Here is a 17,897-nt window from a genome sequence, read left to right as displayed (position 1 = left end):
GCCATGGAACCGACCCGTCTCGACAAACGCCTGTCCGCCCTGCTCGGCATCCCGCGCGGTGAAGCCCGGCGCTACATCGAAGGCGGCTGGGTCAGCGTCAATGGCGAGGTGGTCGAGCAGCCGCAGCGGCCGGTCGATGAGAGCGCGGTGATCGTGGTGGCCGAACAGGCCAGCGATGACAAGGCCGAGCGGGTCACCATGCTGCTGCACAAGCCTGCTGGCGTCGCGGCCGAAGCGCTGTGTGCGTTGATCAGCAGCGACAGCCGCAGTGAACTTGATGCCAGCGGTACCCGCCCGTTGCAGCGCCATTTCCATGGACTGCAGCTGGCTGCCGCGCTTCCGGCCAGCGACAGCGGCCTGGTGGTGGTCAGCCAGGATCCGGCGACGCTCGCCCACCTGCAGCGCAATCTCGGCCGCACCGAGCAGGAGTACCTGATCGAAGTGGCTGAAGGCGGACCCGAACGCGGGCCCTGGTTGATGGCGCGGCTGCAGCACGAATCCGGTGGAGCCAAGGTCAGCTGGCAGAGTGAGCAGCGCCTGCGCTTCGCCGGCAAGGGCCTGACGGCCAAGGGCCTGCGCGTGGCGGTCGGCGCCGCGGGGCTGCAGGTTGCCGCAGTGCGCCGCTTGCGCATCGGCCGCGTGGCGCTGGGGCCGATGCCGCCGGGGCAGTGGCGCTACCTGGGCAGCGACGAGCGGTTCTGAGGCCGTCCAGGGTCGGATCCCCTGCCGCAGGCAAGGGCTCTGCCCCTTCAACCCTCGGGGTCGGATCCCTTTCCGCGGGAAAGGGCTCTGACCCTATCCACGCATGGCGTGGATCTACGGCGACAGGTCTGTTGGCTTTCATCCACGCATGGCGTGGATCTACCATCGGGGCATGAGCCCGCCCAAGCCCCTGTGGCGACGCCTGCTGCGCGTCGCTGCGATCCTCCTCGCAATCCTGTTGCTGCTGGTCCTGTCCGGCCTGCTGCTGGCCGACCACCTCACCCCGCAGGCGCGTGGCGTGCCCTCGCAGGTGCTGCCACTGCAGCCGGCGCAGACCCGTATCGACCAGCAGATCGCGCCGCTGCAGGCGGCCCATCCCGGGCAATCCGGCGTGGCCTTCCTCAGCGATGGCATGGACGCCTTCGCGGCGCGCGCGATGATCACCTCGCATGCGGGACGCAGCCTCGACCTGCAGTACTACATCTGGCACGACGACCTGATCGGCCACCTGATGGCCAAGGCGCTGTACGACGCCGCCGAGCGCGGTGTGCGCGTGCGGATCCTGCTCGACGACATGAACGCCAAGGACAAGGACGCGCTGATGATGGCGCTCGATGCGCATCCGAACATCGAGATCCGCCTGTACAACCCGTTCCGCAACCGCAGCGGCATCGCGCGTACGCTGGAGCTGGTGCAGCGCGCTTTCAGCGTGAACCACCGCATGCACAACAAGAGCTGGATCGCAGACGGCCGCATCGCGATCGTCGGTGGCCGCAACATCGGCGAGGAATACTTCAGCGCGCGCGACGACGTGAACTTCCAGGACCTGGACCTGGTGGTGGCCGGGCCCGCCGTGCAGCAGGCCAACCAGATCTTCGACGACTACTGGAACAGCAGCGCGGCCATCCCGATTTCCGCGCTGGCGTCATACAGCGATGAACAGCTGCGACAGCTGGTACGGCAGTCGGACCTGGATGCGATGCATGCCAAGGCGCAGCCCTATCTGCAGCGTGTGGCCGACTCGCGCCGCCTGCAGCGGCCCAGCCCTGAGCCGCTGCACTGGAGCGCGAACGTACGCATCGCTTCCGATCCACCGATGAAGCACCGCGACGATGATCGCCGCGGCTGGCTGGTCAGCACGCTCAGTGAGGAACTGCGCAGCACCCGTCGCAGTGCATTGCTGATCTCGCCGTACTTCGTGCCTGGCGTGGAAGGCGTGGAGGGTTTGGCGGCAATGGCTGCGCGCGGTGCGCAGGTCGGCGTGGTCACCAACTCACTGGCCGCCAACGACGTGGCGGCGGTACACGGTGGCTACATGGGCTATCGCGTGCCGTTGCTGAAGGCCGGCGTGCAGCTGTACGAGCTGAAGGCGCATGGCCAGCTGGATACCAGCCTGTTCGGCAGCAGCGGCGCCAGCCTGCACACCAAGGCGTTCGTGGTCGATGATCGCCGCGGCTTCGTCGGCTCGTTCAACCTCGACCCGCGCTCGGCCTACCTCAATACCGAAATGGGCGTGTTGTTCGACGACCCAGTGCTGGGGGCGCAGCTGCGCGATGAATACCTGCGCCTGGCCAGCCCCGAACACAGCTGGTGGCTGGCACTGGGCCGGAACGATGCGCTGCGCTGGCTGCAACGGCAGCCGCCGCCGCACTGGGTCGAAGCCGAACCCGGTGCCAGCCTAGGCAAGCGCTGGACCGCGCGGGTGATCAGCTGGCTGCCGGTGGAATCGCAGCTGTAGCGCTCAGGGTGCCGTTCCGGCCTCATCCTGTGCGGCTTCATCCAGCGTTTCCACGCTGCGGCCGTGCAGGCGCCGCCAGATCCAGCGCAGCGCATGCGGTGGTGCCGACGGCAGTTGTTCAAGCAGGGCCAGCATGCGGCCCTGGCTGGCATGGCCATGCCGGCACAACAGGCTGGCCGCAGCCGCCGCGCTGGCCAGGCGGAGACTGTCGGCCAGTGGTCCGTCCGCCTCCGGCGCCAGCGCCTGGTGCACCGGCTCGGGCAGTTCCCATGCCGCTGCCACGCGCTGTGCCAACGGCAGCGACCACTGCTGCAGCAGCTGCAGGGCCAGCGCCGGCTCCACAGCTTCTCCGCGTGCCTGGGCTTCCTGCAGCAGCTGGCGCATCACCAGCGCCGCACCCAGCCCCTGCACCAGACCCAGCCACTGTGCAGCGAAGGCATCACCGAAGGTGACCGTGCGCGCGTGGTCGGCAGCCGCGCGCGAAGCCAGCAGCGCGTGCTCCCAGATGATCGTGCTGAACTGCGGGAACGCATCGCACTGCATCTGCATCACCGGCTGCACCAGCACTGCACTGATGATCTGCCGCACGCCTTCGGTACCGACCAGGGTCACCGCCCGCTGCAGACTCTCCACCGGTCGCTCGTGCACTTTGTAGGCCGGGCTATTGGCGATGCGCAGCAAATTGCCGGTCAGCACCGGGTCCTGGCCGATGATCGCGGCCATTACCCGTGCCGAGGCGGCATCGTCGTTCACGGTCTGGATCAATTGCGGCAGCAGCTGCGGACGGCGTGGAAGCTGCCGGGTGGCCCAGTCGCGGTCCTGCAGCGCGCGTGCCACCGCTTCCCCCAACGCCGGATCCTGCACCGGCGCCGGCTCACCGGCCAGCCGAGGGTAGAGCGCCAGCGCGTGCAGGCCGCGCTGCAGATGTGCCGCGATCTCCGCCGATGGCAGGGCTTCACCCTGCAGGCTGGCAGCTGCCGCCGCCACTGCCTGTCGCGATACAGCCGCCAAGCGGGACGGTGCGGCTCCGGTCGAGCGCGCCAGCCAGCCGCGCAGCGATCGCCACCAGGCCGGCGTCATCGCCGCCCGCCCTGTCGTTGTGGTGCCCGTGCCGTCACTGACTGCCCTGCCTCTTCACACGAATCCGGCTACCCGCCGTCGTCGCAGCATCGGCCGCACTTTCATCTTCTTTAACCGGAAGGCTGCCGATGTCGACGGCACCGGCCGGGGGAATGGACTAGAATGGCGCCGCGCGACCCGTCCCCCTGCACCGACGACGTCGCTTTTTTTGTTTTGGGACCCTACCGTTCACTGGCCGTTCGCTGCAGTTCGCCGTTGTTCGCGCCATCGGAGACGCCATGCTATTCGAAACCCTCGCCACCACCGGCCACGAACAGGTGGTGTTCTGCCACAACCACGACGCCGGCCTGCAGGCGATCATCGCCATCCACAACACCACCCTGGGCCCGGCCCTGGGCGGCGTGCGCATGCGTCCCTACGCCAGCACCGACGAGGCACTGGCTGACGTGCTGCGGCTGAGCCGGACGATGACCTACAAGAATGCGCTGGCCGGCCTCAACGTGGGTGGCGGCAAGGCCGTGATCATCGGCGACCCGAAGGTGGACAAGACCGAAGTTCTGTTCCGTGCCTTCGGCCGCTATGTCGATTCGCTCGGTGGGCGCTACATCACCGCCGAGGACGTCGGCACCGACGTCAACGACATGGAGAACATCTACCTGGAGAGCCAGTTCGTGACCGGCGTTCACCAGGTCCATGGCGGCTCCGGCGATCCGGCGCCCTTCACCGCCTACGGTGCGCTGCAGGCGCTGATGGCGGCGATGCGCTTCAAGTTCGGCCATGAGGAAGTGGGCAAGACCAGCATCGCGGTGCAGGGCCTGGGCCACATCGGCATGGAACTGGTGAAGCTGCTGCGCGATCGCGGAGCCAAGCTGTATGTCACCGATCTGGACAGCGCGCTGGTTGATCGCGCGGTCAGCGATTTCGGCGCCGAAGCAGTCAAGCCGGACGAGATCCACGAGGTGAACGCCGATGTGTTCGCACCGTGCGCACTGGAAGGCGCCATCAATGCCGACACCCTGCCGCGGATCAAGGCGAAGATCATCTGCGGTACCGCCAACAACCAGCTGTCGAGCCTGGAAATCGGCGATGAGCTGCACGCGCGCGGCATCCTGTATGCGCCGGACTATGCGGTCAACGCCGGCGGCGTGATGAACGTGTCGCTGGAGATCGATGGCTACAACCGCGAACGCGCGATGCGCCTGATCCGCAGCATCTACCACAACCTCACCCGCATCTTCGAACTGTCGCAGCGCGAGAACATCGCGCCGCAGCGTGCAGCCGACCGCATCGCCGAAAGCCGCATCCTGTCGATCGGCAAGCTGAAGATGCCGCTGGGCCGCAGCACCCCGCGCCTGGGCAACCTGCGCGGCGGCTGAGCCTGCCGTGGTCGCGCCGGGCATTCCCCGGCGCGACCCGATCCTCAGAAGCCGGTGCTGTAGCGCAACGCGGCCTGCCGCGCATCATTGCCACCCACGCGCTGGTCGAAGCCCAGGCTCAGGCGTCCATTGCGGCCCCACCACGATTCCAGCGCCACACCGAACAGCGCACTGCCGCGCGGCGCATCCCAGCCGGCCAGCGGCGCCCAGGCATCGACGCCGACGAAACTGGCCTGCCAGTCCGCGTCGCGTCCATCCAAGCGCTGCTGCCATTCGGCGTGACCACGCAGGGTCCAGCGTCCCCACGCGCGTTCACCACGCAGGCCGGCCAGCATCTGGCTGCGTTGCACGCGGTTGGCATCACCGCGCAGGCCGAAGCCGAACCCGCCCAGCTCGTTGAACGCATCAGTATCGACGCGGGTGCTGCTGGCCCCCAGATACGGCGTCAACGATGCCCCTGCGCGACCGAAGCGATAACCGCCTTCGACACTGGCACTGCTGAAACGGCCGCCGTAGCGTGCAGACACGCCATACGCGCCAGCGCCCAGCAGCAGCTGGCGGTCCAGCGCGCGGGTGAACTGGCCGCTGCCGAACTGGGCCAGCGCGTAGCCACGCCCGAGGGTCCAGCCGGCATACAGCTGCGCCTGTGCCTGCCGGTCGCGGCCGCGATCACCACCGAAGCTGCTGCCACCGTTGCTGCGGGTCTCGCCGAAGGCCACGCCCATCAAGCCGTTGCTGCCCAGCGGCAGATCCTGGCCCGCCATCCAGCCACGGCTGTCGGCGGTATTGCCCGCGAAGCTGCCCTGCCCGGCCTCGCCCAGCGCGCTCTGCCAGGTGCCGCGCAGCCGCGGTGCCGCCTGCACGCGATCGAAGCGCTCGGCGATCGCGCGCCGCGACATGTCGATGCTGTCGAACGTCGCCGCCTCGGCCCGCGCATGCGCCTGCCCGGACAGGCTCTGCAGGCTGTCGGCGAGACCCTGCTGGCCACCGCCGGTCCACTGCAGCGCAGCGGCTGCCGCACCGAACTGCGATCCCTGCAGGCCGGGATTGCCATCGAGCACAGCGAATGCGCCTTGCACGCGCTGCGCGGCCGCCTGCGCCGAGGTACTCAGTCCACTGGCCGCGGCAGTGACGCTGACCTGGGTCAGGTTCAACCAGGCGTTTTTGCTGTCATAGCCATAAGTGGATGACACCAGGGAGAGTCCCTGCAGACCGGTAGACGTGGCCGGGGTGCTGAAGGTGCCGCTCAGGCTGCCCGCCGCATGGATCAGATCCTGGCGGGCGCCGTTCTGCGGCACGTAGCCGGTGACCATGCCGTGCACGCGTACGCCGCCGTCGATCTTCGCGTTGCCGGTGACCTGCAGCGCATTGGCGCCGAGAGCGATCATCAGCTGCGCACCGGCCTGCTGGGTGTAATTGCCCTCGATGGTGCCGGTGGTATTAGCGGTGGTGAGGAACACACTGCTGCCGTTGGTCACGTCCCCGATCACCCGTGGCGTGCCACCGTTGAACTGCAGCCCAGTGGAGTCCGGATCGGGCTGGCCGAGAATGGTCACGTTGGAGCGGATGACGCCGCCGTTCTGCAGCGACAGGATGCCGCGCTCGATGCGGGTGGCGCCGGCATAGCTGTTGTTGCCGACCAGCACCAGCTTGCCGCCGCCCTGCTTGACCAGGCCACCGCCGCCGGTGATGTCATTGCTCCAGATCGAATTGGTCGAGCCCGCATCCACGTTGGCGACCACATCACCCCAGTCGAAGCGGCCGGGACCGTTGATCGCACGGCCGATGTCGAGCAGACCGTAGCCAAACACCGGGTCCACGCCGGGCGCGCCGATGTCCTTGGCGGTGCCCAGCAGGGTCTGCCGTACAAGGTTGTTGTCGAAGTATGGGAAGCGCTGCCAGACCAGTGCGGCAGCGCCGGAAATCAATGGCGCCGCGAACGAGGTGCCGTAGTTCCAGTAGTAGCTGCCGCCACCGGCATCGGGATAGACCGCGCTGCCCGGTGCCGCCAGGCAATAGCGTGCGGCCTGCCCACAGGCATTGGCGTAGCTGGCCAGGGTACCGGGCGCATAGGGATCCACGGCGGTGGCCACCAGCCAGCCGCGCTCGAGGTCGGCCGCGGGCAGTGAACCGGCCACGCCCTTCTGGCTGGGCAGCGCGGCCAGGCTGCTCGGCTCGCTGCGACCATCGTTGCCAGCGGCGAACACCACCAGGCCACCGTGACTGATCACGAACGGCCGGTACTCGGCAGCCACCTGCGCAGTGGTCGGCAGGTCGGTCCAGTACAGGCCGCCCCATGAGTTGTTCATCACCTTCACGTTGTAGCTGATCAGGTCCTGGTGGACCTGGGCCACGCCCAGCGGGCCGCTGAAGGAATTGCCCTGGCCACTGCCGTCATCGGTCGGTGGCTTGTCGGAAATGATCCGTGCCGACACGATCTGGGCGCCCGGCGCGATCCCCCCCGGCCACGACCCCACCGCTGCGCCGGCGGCCAGGCTGGCCACCGCGGTGCCATGGCCGACCACGTCGTCAACGCCCAGATTGTTCCTGGCCGGATCGATGTAGTTGAAGTTGGCCAGCACCCGTCCATTCAGGGCCACCGCATTGCGCTGAACGCCCGAGTCAACGATACCGATGCGCACACCCTGGCCAGTCAGTCCGGCGGCCTGTGCGGCACGCGCGTTGGTGACTGCCAGATGCGCATCGAAGGTCGGCTCCTGCGGTTTGGCCGGCGGCGGCGTGGTGGGTGGCGGCGTGGTCGGCGGCGGCACGGGGGGAGCAGGCGGATCGATGCGCACGTTGCTGCCGCCACCACCTCCACCACAAGCAGTCAGCGACAGCGCCAGCGCGGTTGCCAGGACAGACCTCATCATCGTCGTGCGTTCCATCGATTCCTTCCCATGAACGTTGGCCTGCCTTGATCCTGGCAGGCATGCGGCGGCGCCCAGCGGCGGCCCTCCCCGACCCTCTATACTTGGGCCGACCCCCACGCAGTCTGCCGGGAAACCGGGACGCTTCCAACGGCCCCCGGTTTCCTTTCCGAACATTGCTTACGCATCAACGAGATTGCCATGTCCAACATCGTCATCGCCGCCGCCAAGCGCACCGCCATCGGCTCCTTCCTCGGCCAGTTCACCGGTGTGCCGACCCCGACCCTCGGCGCGGCCGCCATCGCCGCCGCCCTGGAGCAGTCGGGTGTCCCGGCCAGCGACGTTTCTGAAGTCCTGATGGGCTGCGTGCTGCCGGCCAACCTCGGCCAGGCGCCCGCCCGCCAGGCCGCGATCGCTGCCGGCATCCCGCTGTCGGTCGGTGCCACCACCCTCAACAAGGTATGCGGCTCGGGCATGAAGACCATCATGCTCGGCCATGACCTGATCAAGGCCGGTTCGGCCCGCATCGTCGTCGCCGGCGGCATGGAATCGATGTCCAACGCGCCGCACATGCTGCCAAACTCGCGCACCGGTAACCGCTTCGGCAACTTCCAGGCGGTCGATCACATGGCCCACGATGGGCTGGTCAACGCATACGACGGCAAGGCGATGGGTGAGTTCGCCGAATGTGCGGTGGACAAGTACCAGTTCAGCCGCGAAGAGCAGGACGCCTACGCCATCGAATCGGTCAAGCGCGCGCAGGCGGCACAGGCCAACGGTGCGTTCGCCGATGAAATCGTCGCGGTGAAGGTCGCCACCCGCAAGGGCGAGGTTGAGGTCGCCACGGACGAGCAGCCGGGCCGTTCGGACATCGCCAAGATTCCGACCCTGCGTCCGGCCTTCAAGAAGGACGGCAGCGTGACCGCCGCCAGCTCCTCCAGCATCTCCGATGGCGCTGCTGCAGTGGTCCTGTTGACTGAGGAAGACGCCGCGGCGCGCGGCATCACGCCGCTGGCCCGCATCGTCGGCCACGCGACCCATTCGCAGGAACCGGAGTGGTTCACCACCGCCCCGATCGGCGCGCTGCACACGCTGCTGGACAAGACCGGCTGGTCGCTGGACCAGGTCGACCTGTTCGAAATCAACGAGGCTTTTGCCGTGGTCGCAATGGCGCCGATGCGCGAACTGGGCATCCCGCACGACAAGCTCAACGTGAATGGCGGTGCCTGCGCTTTGGGCCATCCCATCGGTGCCTCCGGCGCACGCCTGGTGGTGACCCTGGTCAACGCCCTGCGCACGCGCGGTGGCAAGCGCGGCATTGCCACCCTGTGCATCGGCGGCGGCGAAGCAACCGCAATCGCCATCGAATTGATTTAAAAAGATTTAACGATGATTTCGCAAAAATGAATGCGGGATCGCTTGACACCCAATCTTGGCTTGTCATCATGTTGTCGGCGCGCAGCATGCGCGTTGCCTAATTCTAACGACGAGGATTTACACAATGAGCATCAACAAGCTGCTGGTCGCGATGTCCCTGGCTCTGGCCCTGGCCGCCTGCTCGAAGCAGGAAGCTGCCCAGGACGCCGCTGCTTCGGCCAACGAAGCCGCCACCGAAGCCCAGGCTGCTGCCGACCAGGCCGCCGCTGCTGGCGCCCAGACCGCCGACGCTGCCCAGCAGGCCGCTGACACCGCCGCCACCGCTGCTGACGCTTCGGTTGACGCTGCTGCCCAGGCTGGCGCTGCTGCCACCGACGCCGCTGCCGGCGCCGCTGCTGACGCTGCCAAGGCTGCTGAAGGCACCGCTGAGAAGGCCAAGGACGCTGCTGAAGAAGCCAAGAAGTAATAACTTCTTTCTTCACGCTGTTCTGGAAAAGCCGCTGGTTCGCCAGCGGCTTTTTCTTTTCCCGAATGCGCGCGACTGAGCCGCTGCATCGCGACCCCGTCTTCACAACGGCATGAATAGGCTGGCGTCCCCATCCATTGCAGTACCGGAGACCGCCATGAAGATTCGTCCGATCACCACCACCCTGCTGGCCGCCTCCCTGCTGCTGGCCTTGGCCGCCTGCAAGGGCCCGGAAGCCGAACAGGCCAAGCAGGACGCACAGCAGGCCGCCGACAGCGCTGGCGCTGCCGCCCGCGACGCCGTCGACAAGGCTGCGGCTGCCACCCGCGAAGCCGCCGACAAGACCGCCGCCGCCTCCGAGCAGGCCGCCGCCGATACCCAGCAGGCGCTGGACAAGGCAGCAGACGCTACCGCCAACGCTGCCGACAAGGCCAAGGACGCTGCAACCGACGCCGCCGCACACGCCAGCGACGCCACCGCCAACGCCGCGCAGAAGGTTGCCGACAAGGCCCGCGATGTCGCCAACGACGCGAAGACCAACGCGGCCAAGGAAGAAGCCAAGCACTAAGCCCTACCGGCAGCCGAGCATCGACTCGGCGATACAGGAAAAGCCGCGGCATTGCCGCGGCTTTTCTGCTTTTCGCTCTCCGCTCTTTCTGTTGATTCCGTGGTGGACGGCACGGAAACCGCCCAAGGACGCGCGGGTGGGCTGCGCAGGGGTGTCCGCGGCATGGATGCCGCGGCCAAGCCCCCAAGGACGGGTTCACGGCGTCCCCTGCGCAACCCACTCGCGCGGCCACCGCCGATATCAGCGCCCACCACGAGGGGCTCCGCCGTTGGCCACCTCCTACGGCAGCGCGCGTGCCAGCATCGCCGACAGATCCAGCCCCATCGGCAGCGTCCCGAACGCCAGCCCGTGCTCCCCTTCCAACCGGCTGCGTATGAATGCCTCCGCCATCGGGCTGCACGCACGCAGCAGCAGCGCGGCCTGCAGCAGCAGCGCAGTGCGCTCGCAGAACAGCCGCGCCTGCGACTCGTCCGGCGGCGCCGCCGCTGCCCAGCGCTGCAATGCCGCTGCATAGCGCGCATCCCGGTCGGCCACCGACGCCAGTTCCGTGCGCAGCGCCTCCAGCGCCTCCGGCTCACGCGCCAACGCGCGCAGTACGTCCAGGCACTGGATGTTGCCGCTGCCCTCCCAGATCGAATTCAACGGCGCCTGCCGGTACAAGCGCGGCAGCATCGACTCTTCCACATAGCCCGCGCCACCCAGGCATTCCTGCGCCTCGTTGACGAAGCCCGCCGCACGCTTGCAGACCCAGTACTTGCCCAGCGCCGTACCCACCCGCGCCAGCGCCGCCTCATTGGCGTCCACACCGGCACGGTCCACTGCACGCGCGATGCGCATCGACAGCACCGTGGCCGCCTCCGACTCCAGCGCCAGGTCGGCCAGCACGTTGGCCATCAGCGGGTGCTCCACCAGCAGCTTGCCGAACGTGCGCCGATGGCGTGCATGGTGCAGCGCCTGCGACAAGGCCATGCGCATCTCCGCCGCCGCGCCCAGCATGCAGTCCAGGCGGGTCATCATCACCATGCCGATGATGGTGGCCACGCCGCGCCCCTCCTCGCCCACGCGCCATGCCTGCGCACCGCAGAACTCGACCTCGCTGGACGCGTTGGCCCAGTCACCGAGCTTGTCCTTCAGCCGCATCAACCGGAACGCATTGCGGTCGCCATCGGCCAGCCGGCGCGGCATCAGCAGGCAGGTCAATCCCCCCGGCGCTTGTGCCAGCACCAGGAAGCCATCGCACATCGGTGCCGAAAAGAACCACTTGTGGCCAACCAGCCGGTAACGCTCGCCATCGATCGGTTCGGCCCGCGTGCTGTTGGCACGCACATCCGAACCGCCCTGCTTCTCGGTCATGCCCATGCCGAGGGTAATGCCGGCCTTGTCCGTTGCCGGTACATCGCGCGGGTCGTAGACCGGCGCGGCGGCCTTGCGCGCCCACTCGGCAAGGTGCGGCTGCGACTGCAGCACCGCCACCGCTGCGTGGGTCATGGTCAGTGGGCAACTGGTGCCGGCCTCGGCCTGGTGGTGCAGGTAGCTCAGCGCCGCCCGCGCGACATGTGCGCCGGGCTGTGGCTCGTGCCAGGACAATCCAGCGACGCCGTGCGACTTCGCCGTACCCATCAGCTGGTGATAGGCCGGATGGAACTCCACCGTATCGATGCGGTGGCCCTGCGCATCGTGCGTGCGCAGGCGCGGGCGATCGCGGTTGGCATCGAAGCCGAGCCGGTACAGCTCATCACCGGCCAGCGCGCCGTACACCGCCAACCGCGGCGCGAAGCTGCCGGCGCCTTCGCGTTGCACCGCCTCCATCAACGCCACATCGTCGGTCCACAGCTGGCGGCCGGCAAACGGGGGTGGCTGGTTGAGCACCACATGGGTTTCGAAGGGCGCATTGCTGCTGAAGCTCGGTCCACTCATCCGGTCCATCCTGGCGGCAAGAAGTGTGCGTCCCGATTGTGCCGCATCGCCCGCCAAGCCCGCGTTCAGGCCGATTCTCACCCCGTGCACGAAGCGCGCGCCACAGTGATCGCATGGCAGGCAACGACGATCTGGTGGTACTGCGCCCGGAAGGGCTGTACTGCGCCGCGGGTGATTTCCATATCGATCCCTGGCGGCCGGTGCCGCGCGCGGTCATCACCCATGGCCATGGCGACCACGCCCGCCCGGGCATGGGCGAATACCACTGCAGCAAAGGCAGCCTGCCGATCCTGCGCTGGCGGCTCGGTGATGTACCGGTGCAGGCGCATGCCGAAGGTGTGCCCTTCCAGCTCGGCCGGGTGCAGGTGTCGCTGCATCCGGCCGGCCATGTACTCGGTTCGTCGCAGGTGCGCATCGATGACGGCGAGCAGGTCTGGGTAGCCTCCGGCGATTACAAGCGCCAGCCTGATCCCACCTGCACGCCGTTCGAAGTGGTGCGCTGCGATACCTTCATCACCGAGGCCACCTTTGCCTTGCCGATCTATCGCTGGCCGGACACCCCCGCAGTCGCTGCAGAGATCGTCGCCTGGCGCCGCGAATGCGAGCAGCGCGGCGAGGCCGCGATCCTGCTCTGCTATGCCCTCGGCAAGGCGCAGCGGGTGCTGGCTGAACTGCTGCCGCTGGATGATCGCCCGGTTTGGCTGCACGGCGCCATCGCCAATGGCGTGGCGGTCTACCGGCAGGCCGGCGTACCGATGCTGGAGACGCTCGCCGTGGCCGAACAGGGCCGCCAGCCGGACGCGGCGGGCCAGTTGATCCTCGCCCCGCCCTCGGCCGCGGGCACGCCATGGATGCGCCGCTTCGGCCGCCACCAGCTGGGTTTCGCCTCGGGCTGGATGCAACTGCGTGGCAACCGTCGTCGCCGCAATGTCGATCGCGGTTTCGTCATTTCCGACCACGCCGATTGGCCCGCACTGCTGCAGACCATCGAACAGACCGGCGCGCAGCGGGTAATCGCCACCCATGGCAATACCGACGCATTGATTCCCTACCTGCGCGAGCGCGGCGTGGCTGCCGAAGCCTTCCGTACCGATTTCGGGAGCGAGGAATGAAGGCCTTCGCCGCGCTCTACCAGCGCCTGGACCGCAGCACCGCGACACTGGACAAGCGTGCGGCGCTGGTCGACTACTTCCGCCATGCACGTGCGCATGATGCGGCGTGGGCGCTGTACCTGCTCAGCGGCGGCAAGGTAGGCGGCGCACGCCGCAAGATCGCCGCCAGTGGCGAACTGCGCGCCTGGATTGCCGAAGAATCGGCGCTGCCACCGTGGCTGGTCGAAGACAGCTATGCCCAGGTCGGAGACCTGGCCGAGACACTGACCCTGCTGCTGGATGATCCAGCGCAGCCTTCGCTCGACCGGCCATTGGCCGAATGGATCGAACAGCACCTCCTGGCGGTGGCCAACCAGCCCGAACCGGTACGCCGCGAGGCGGTGGTCTCGGGCTGGCAGCAGCTGTGCAGCCGCGAACGCCTGGTGTTCAACAAACTGCTCACCGGCGCCCTGCGCGTGGGTGTTTCGCAGCGTCTGGTGCAGCAGGCGCTGGCCGAATGGTCCGGCCTGGACATCGCGCGCATCGCCCAGCGCATGGTCGGCGCCTGGGTGCCCTCACCCGGGCTGCTGGGCCAGCTGTTGTCGCCGGACGAGCTGCCACTGGACCGGCAACAGCCCTACCCGTTCTTCCTCGCCTCGCCACTGGAAGGCACTCCCGGCGATCGCCTCGGTCCCGTCGACGACTGGCTGCTGGAATGGAAATGGGATGGCATCCGCCTGCAACTGCTGCGCCGGCGTGGCGAAGTGGCACTGTGGTCACGCGGCGAGGAACGCCTGGACGGCCGCTTCCCCGAGATCGAACAGGCGGCGATGAGCCTCCCCGATGGCTGCGTACTGGACGGCGAGCTGCTGGCCTGGGATGAGGCCACCGGCCTGCCGCGCGCCTTCACCGCGCTGCAGACCCGCATCCAACGGCGCAAGCCCGGTACGGCGACGTTGCGCAACACACCTGTACGGGTGCTGGCCTACGACCTGCTTGAACAGGAGGGCGCGGATCTGCGCGGACTGCCGTTGCAGCAACGGCGCATGCGCCTCGCCGAAGTCATCGGCGCACTGGGCGACACGCGTATCCAGCTCTCGCCCGAAGTTCCCGCCGATGACTGGTCGCAGGCTGCAGCACTGCGGGAAGCAGCACGCGAGCGTGGTGTCGAAGGATTGATGGTGAAGCGGCGCGCATCGGCTTACCAGTCCGGACGACGACGCGGCGACTGGTGGAAATGGAAAGTCGATCCACTCACCATCGATGCCGTGCTGTTGTACGCGCAGGCTGGACACGGGCGGCGCAGCACGCTGTACACCGACTACACCTTCGGGGTATGGGACGGCGACACGCTGGTGCCGGTAGCCAAGGCCTATTCGGGTCTGGACGACAAGGAGATCCTGGCTCTCGATCGCTGGATCCGCGCCAACACGCGCGAGCGCTTCGGGCCTGTGCGCAGCGTGCGCGCCGAACAGGTATTCGAACTCGGGTTCGAAGCGGTCAACCGCAGCAGCCGGCACAAGTCCGGGATCGCCGTGCGTTTTCCGCGCATCCTGCGCTGGCGGCACGACAAACCGGCCAGTGAGGCCGACCAGCTGGCCAGCCTGCAGGCGCTGGCGCGATGACCCGCAGCCAGGCGCTGCGCCGGCTGGAAGACTGGTTCGCGACGCGAGGCTGGCGCTCACTGCCGTTCCAGCGCGCGATGTGGCGGCATTACCTGGCAGGAGAATCCGGCCTGCTGCACACACCCACCGGCAGCGGCAAGACGCTGGCGATGTTCGGCGGCCCCTTGCTGCAGGCGATGATCGATCCGCAGCCGGCTCCCCGCCGCGCCAGTGCGGTGCGTCCGCTGCAGGTGCTGTGGGTCACGCCTTTGCGCGCATTGGCCAGCGATACCGCCCGCGCACTGCAGACCGTGGTCGATGGACTGGGACTGGGCTGGCGCGTCGGGCTGCGCAGTGGCGACGCCAGCAGCCGCGAACGCCGACAGGCACGCGAGGGTCGCGTCGATGTGCTGGTGACTACGCCGGAATCATTGGCGCTGCTGCTGAGCTATCCGGATACGCTGCCGCGCATGCGCCAGCTGCGCTGCGTGGTGGTGGACGAATGGCATGAACTGCTGGGCAACAAGCGCGGCGTGCTGCTGCAGTTGGACCTGGCGGTGCTGCGCGACGCCGCCCCCGCGCTGCAGCTGTGGGGGCTGTCGGCCACGCTGGGCAATCTTGCCCAGGCGCGCGACGTGCTGCTGCCCGACCGTCCGGACGCACCGATCGTGCAAGGCGTCCGCCCGCGCCCGATCACGGTACGCAGCCTGCTGCCCGAACCAGGCGAACGTTTTCCGTGGGCCGGGCATCTTGGCCTTGCACAGCTGCCGCGTGTGCTGGACGCGCTGATGCAGGCGCGCAGCAGCCTGTTATTCACCAACACCCGCGCGCAGGCCGAACTGTGGCACCAGGCGTTGGCCGCGGTCTGGCCGGAAGATCCACACACGTTGGCGCTGCACCACGGCTCGCTGGATCCGGTGCTGCGCCAGCAGGTCGAGGAAGGACTGCGCGCCGGCGCATTGCGCTGCGTGGTCGCCACGTCCAGCCTCGACCTTGGCGTGGATTTTCCAGAGGTCGAACAGGTGCTGCAGCTCGGCAGCCCTAAGGGCGTGGCACGCCTGCGCCAACGCGCAGGCCGCGCGCGCCATCGTCCCGGTGCCAGCGGCACCGTCCTGTGCATTCCCAGCCACGCGCTGGAACTGGCCGAGTACGCAGCCGTGCGCCGCGCGTTGCGTGAAGGCGTGGTCGAAGCACGGCGACCGCCGACACTGTCGCTGGATGTACTGGCCCAGCATGCGGTCAGCCGCGCGCTCGCCGGCGGCTTCGACAGCGATGCGTTGCTGGCGCAGGTACGTCGCACCCATGCCTTCGCCGCGCTTGCTGATGATCAGTGGCAGGCGGTGCTGACATTCATCGTGCAGGGCGGCCAGGCGTTGGCCCAGTACCCCGATTTCCACAAGGTCGTGCAGGACGCCGATGGCCACTACCGAATGCATGATCGCCGCCAGGCGCTGCGCCACCGGTTGTCAATCGGCACCATCAGCAGCGATGGCAGCGTTCGCGTGCAGTTCCTGCGCGGCGGAGGCCTGGGCGCGGTGGAGGAACAGTTCGCCAGCCGTCTGCGCCGCGGTGATCGTTTCCAGTTCGCGGGCCGCCTGCTTGAGCTGGTGCAGCTGCGCGACATGACCGCCTTCGTGCGGCTGGCGCGCGGAGCTGGCGACGGCGTTGTGCCGCGCTGGCAAGGTGGCCAACTGCCGTTGTCGATGGCGCTCGGGCACGAACTGGAAGCGGTCCTGTCAGGGGCCGACGCGAGTGCCGAATCACGCTGGCTGGCACCGCTGCTGGCACTGCAGGAGCAACTGTCCGCACTTCCGGGGCAGGACCGCCTGCTGGTGGAGGAGGTGCGGCGCCGCGAGGGCCAGTTCCTGTTCGTGTTTCCGTTTGCCGGCCGTCACGTTCACGAGGCACTGGCCGCACTGCTGGCACTGCGCATCACGCGCCGGCAGCGCAACAGCATCGGCTATGCGGTGAACGACCACGGCCTGGTGCTGGCACCGGCACAGGCGGTCGATCTGGACGCGCAGCAGTGGCTGGCCCTGTTCACCACCGATCAACTGCTCGATGACCTGCGTGCAGCGGTGAACCTCGGTGAGCTGGCGCGTCGGCAGTTCCGCGGCATCGCGCGCGTGGCCGGCCTGCTGGTGCCGAGCCTGCCAGGCGGCATGCCGCGTTCGCTGCGCCAGCTGCAGGCCTCGGCGGGCCTGCTGTACGACGTGCTGCGCGAGCACGATCCCGACCATCTGCTGCTGGCATTGGCCGAACACGAAGTGTTGCACGACAGCCTGGACCTTCCCGGACTGCAGCAGGTACTGGCGAGGATCGGCACGAAGTCCCTTTTGGTGCAGCGCCCTTCATCACTCACGCCTTTGGGGTTCCCGCTGTGGGCCGAGCGGCTGCGCGGGCAGTTCAGCAACGAAGACTGGCGGACCCGCGTGCAGCGCGCCGCACACCAGCTGGAACGCCGCCATGGCCGATGAACTTCCGCTACTGCTGGCCGGCGAGCCGATGATTGTTGCCGGCACGCGCGCACTGTACTGGCCAGCGCGGCAGGCGCTGCTGATCGCCGACCTGCACCTGGGCAAGGCTGATGTGTTCCGCCGCGCGGGAATCGCGCTGCCGAGCGGCGGCACTTCGGAAGACCTGCAACGACTGCAGGTGTTGCTGGACGAGCATGCCTGTCGCGAACTGTGGATTCTCGGCGACATCCTGCATGGGCCAGCGCATCGCGCAGCGTGGTACCAGCAGTGGCTGGGCTGGCGCGAACGGAATGCCGGGCTGGAGGTGCATGTGCTGCGCGGCAATCACGACCGTCAGCTGCCGCACGCCCAACTGCAGGTGCAGATCCACGAGGAAGCGCGACTGCCGCCATTCCTGCTCCGCCATGAACCAACACGGGATGCGGCGTTGCACGTGATCGCGGGGCATCTGCATCCGCAGGTTGCATTGCCTTCGCTGCGCCGGCGCTTTCCCGCCTTCTGGCTGCGCGAGCGGATCACGGTCCTGCCCGCGTTCTCCGCGTTCACCGCTGGCATCGTTCCTGCACCGGCACGCGGCGAGCGCATGCTGGCCTGCGTGGAAGGCAGCCTGGTGCAACTGCCAGCGCCATGA

At 68.1% G+C, this 17,897-nt stretch carries 13 protein-coding genes; 10 read left to right on the top strand and 3 right to left on the bottom strand.

The genetic code is table 11. From position 1 onward, the window contains the following. Positions 1 to 3 precede the first annotated feature (3 nt). Both AC13GA_RS06140 and AC13GA_RS06135 read left to right on the top strand, forming a co-directional pair. Complete coding sequence (locus AC13GA_RS06140; RefSeq protein WP_482997712.1) at positions 4 to 702, top strand: RNA pseudouridine synthase; 699 nt, start codon at positions 4 to 6, stop codon at positions 700 to 702. 148 nt (positions 703 to 850) lie between these two features. Next, positions 851 to 2,440, top strand: a complete 1,590-nt coding sequence (locus AC13GA_RS06135) for a phospholipase D family protein (protein ID WP_447782223.1) — start codon at positions 851 to 853, stop codon at positions 2,438 to 2,440. A 3-nt stretch (positions 2,441 to 2,443) separates the two neighbouring features. On the opposite strand, the gene AC13GA_RS06130 is transcribed toward AC13GA_RS06135, so the two are convergent. Further along, the gene (locus AC13GA_RS06130; protein WP_136639573.1) at positions 2,444 to 3,520 is read right to left on the bottom strand and encodes an HDOD domain-containing protein; all 1,077 of its coding nucleotides are present in this window, start codon (positions 3,518 to 3,520) and stop codon (positions 2,444 to 2,446) included. Positions 3,521 to 3,798: 278 nt separating this feature from the next. Between AC13GA_RS06130 and AC13GA_RS06125 the strand changes: the two genes are divergently transcribed. Beyond that, the gene (locus tag AC13GA_RS06125) at positions 3,799 to 4,896 is read left to right on the top strand and encodes a Glu/Leu/Phe/Val dehydrogenase dimerization domain-containing protein (RefSeq protein WP_004153019.1); all 1,098 of its coding nucleotides are present in this window, start codon (positions 3,799 to 3,801) and stop codon (positions 4,894 to 4,896) included. Positions 4,897 to 4,940: 44 nt separating this feature from the next. On the opposite strand, the gene AC13GA_RS06120 is transcribed toward AC13GA_RS06125, so the two are convergent. Beyond that, complete coding sequence (locus AC13GA_RS06120) at positions 4,941 to 7,784, bottom strand: S8 family serine peptidase (protein WP_482997711.1); 2,844 nt, start codon at positions 7,782 to 7,784, stop codon at positions 4,941 to 4,943. A gap of 183 nt (positions 7,785 to 7,967) precedes the next feature. On the opposite strand from AC13GA_RS06120, the gene AC13GA_RS06115 reads away from it, so the two are divergent. From AC13GA_RS06115 to AC13GA_RS06105, 3 genes are all read left to right on the top strand, one after another. Next, positions 7,968 to 9,143, top strand: a complete 1,176-nt coding sequence (locus tag AC13GA_RS06115; protein WP_012511797.1) for a thiolase family protein — start codon at positions 7,968 to 7,970, stop codon at positions 9,141 to 9,143. A 124-nt stretch (positions 9,144 to 9,267) separates the two neighbouring features. Next, positions 9,268 to 9,609: a hypothetical protein gene (locus AC13GA_RS06110; RefSeq protein WP_004153024.1), complete on the top strand. Its 342-nt coding sequence runs from the start codon at positions 9,268 to 9,270 to the stop codon at positions 9,607 to 9,609. Between the two features lie 157 nt (positions 9,610 to 9,766). Then, positions 9,767 to 10,177, top strand: coding sequence for a hypothetical protein (locus AC13GA_RS06105; protein ID WP_046985815.1), 411 nt, complete (start codon positions 9,767 to 9,769; stop codon positions 10,175 to 10,177). A gap of 279 nt (positions 10,178 to 10,456) precedes the next feature. On the opposite strand, the gene AC13GA_RS06100 is transcribed toward AC13GA_RS06105, so the two are convergent. Further along, positions 10,457 to 12,094, bottom strand: coding sequence for an acyl-CoA dehydrogenase family protein (locus AC13GA_RS06100; RefSeq protein WP_482997710.1), 1,638 nt, complete (start codon positions 12,092 to 12,094; stop codon positions 10,457 to 10,459). Between the two features lie 113 nt (positions 12,095 to 12,207). On the opposite strand from AC13GA_RS06100, the gene AC13GA_RS06095 reads away from it, so the two are divergent. From AC13GA_RS06095 to pdeM, 4 genes are read left to right on the top strand one after another with little or no spacing between them, the layout of a single operon-like run. Beyond that, positions 12,208 to 13,206, top strand: coding sequence for a ligase-associated DNA damage response exonuclease (locus tag AC13GA_RS06095; protein ID WP_046985813.1), 999 nt, complete (start codon positions 12,208 to 12,210; stop codon positions 13,204 to 13,206). Then, a complete protein-coding gene (locus AC13GA_RS06090) occupies positions 13,203 to 14,810 on the top strand; it encodes an ATP-dependent DNA ligase (protein WP_482997709.1) in 1,608 nt (535 codons plus the stop codon). The genes AC13GA_RS06095 and AC13GA_RS06090 overlap by 4 nt, the downstream gene beginning before the upstream one ends. Beyond that, positions 14,807 to 17,266 (top strand): ligase-associated DNA damage response DEXH box helicase, encoded by a 2,460-nt coding sequence (locus tag AC13GA_RS06085; RefSeq protein ID WP_046985811.1) that lies wholly within the window; start codon positions 14,807 to 14,809, stop codon positions 17,264 to 17,266. Before AC13GA_RS06090 ends, AC13GA_RS06085 begins: the two co-directional genes overlap by 4 nt. Continuing rightward, entirely contained in the window at positions 17,256 to 17,897 is a 642-nt protein-coding gene (gene pdeM / locus AC13GA_RS06080) for a ligase-associated DNA damage response endonuclease PdeM (protein ID WP_482997708.1), read from the top strand. Before AC13GA_RS06085 ends, pdeM begins: the two co-directional genes overlap by 11 nt.

This window comes from Stenotrophomonas sp. 22DLJC03, from assembly GCF_056861405.1.
Note: the sequence above shows the minus strand (reverse complement) of the source record. Positions and strands in the feature narration are given on the sequence as shown.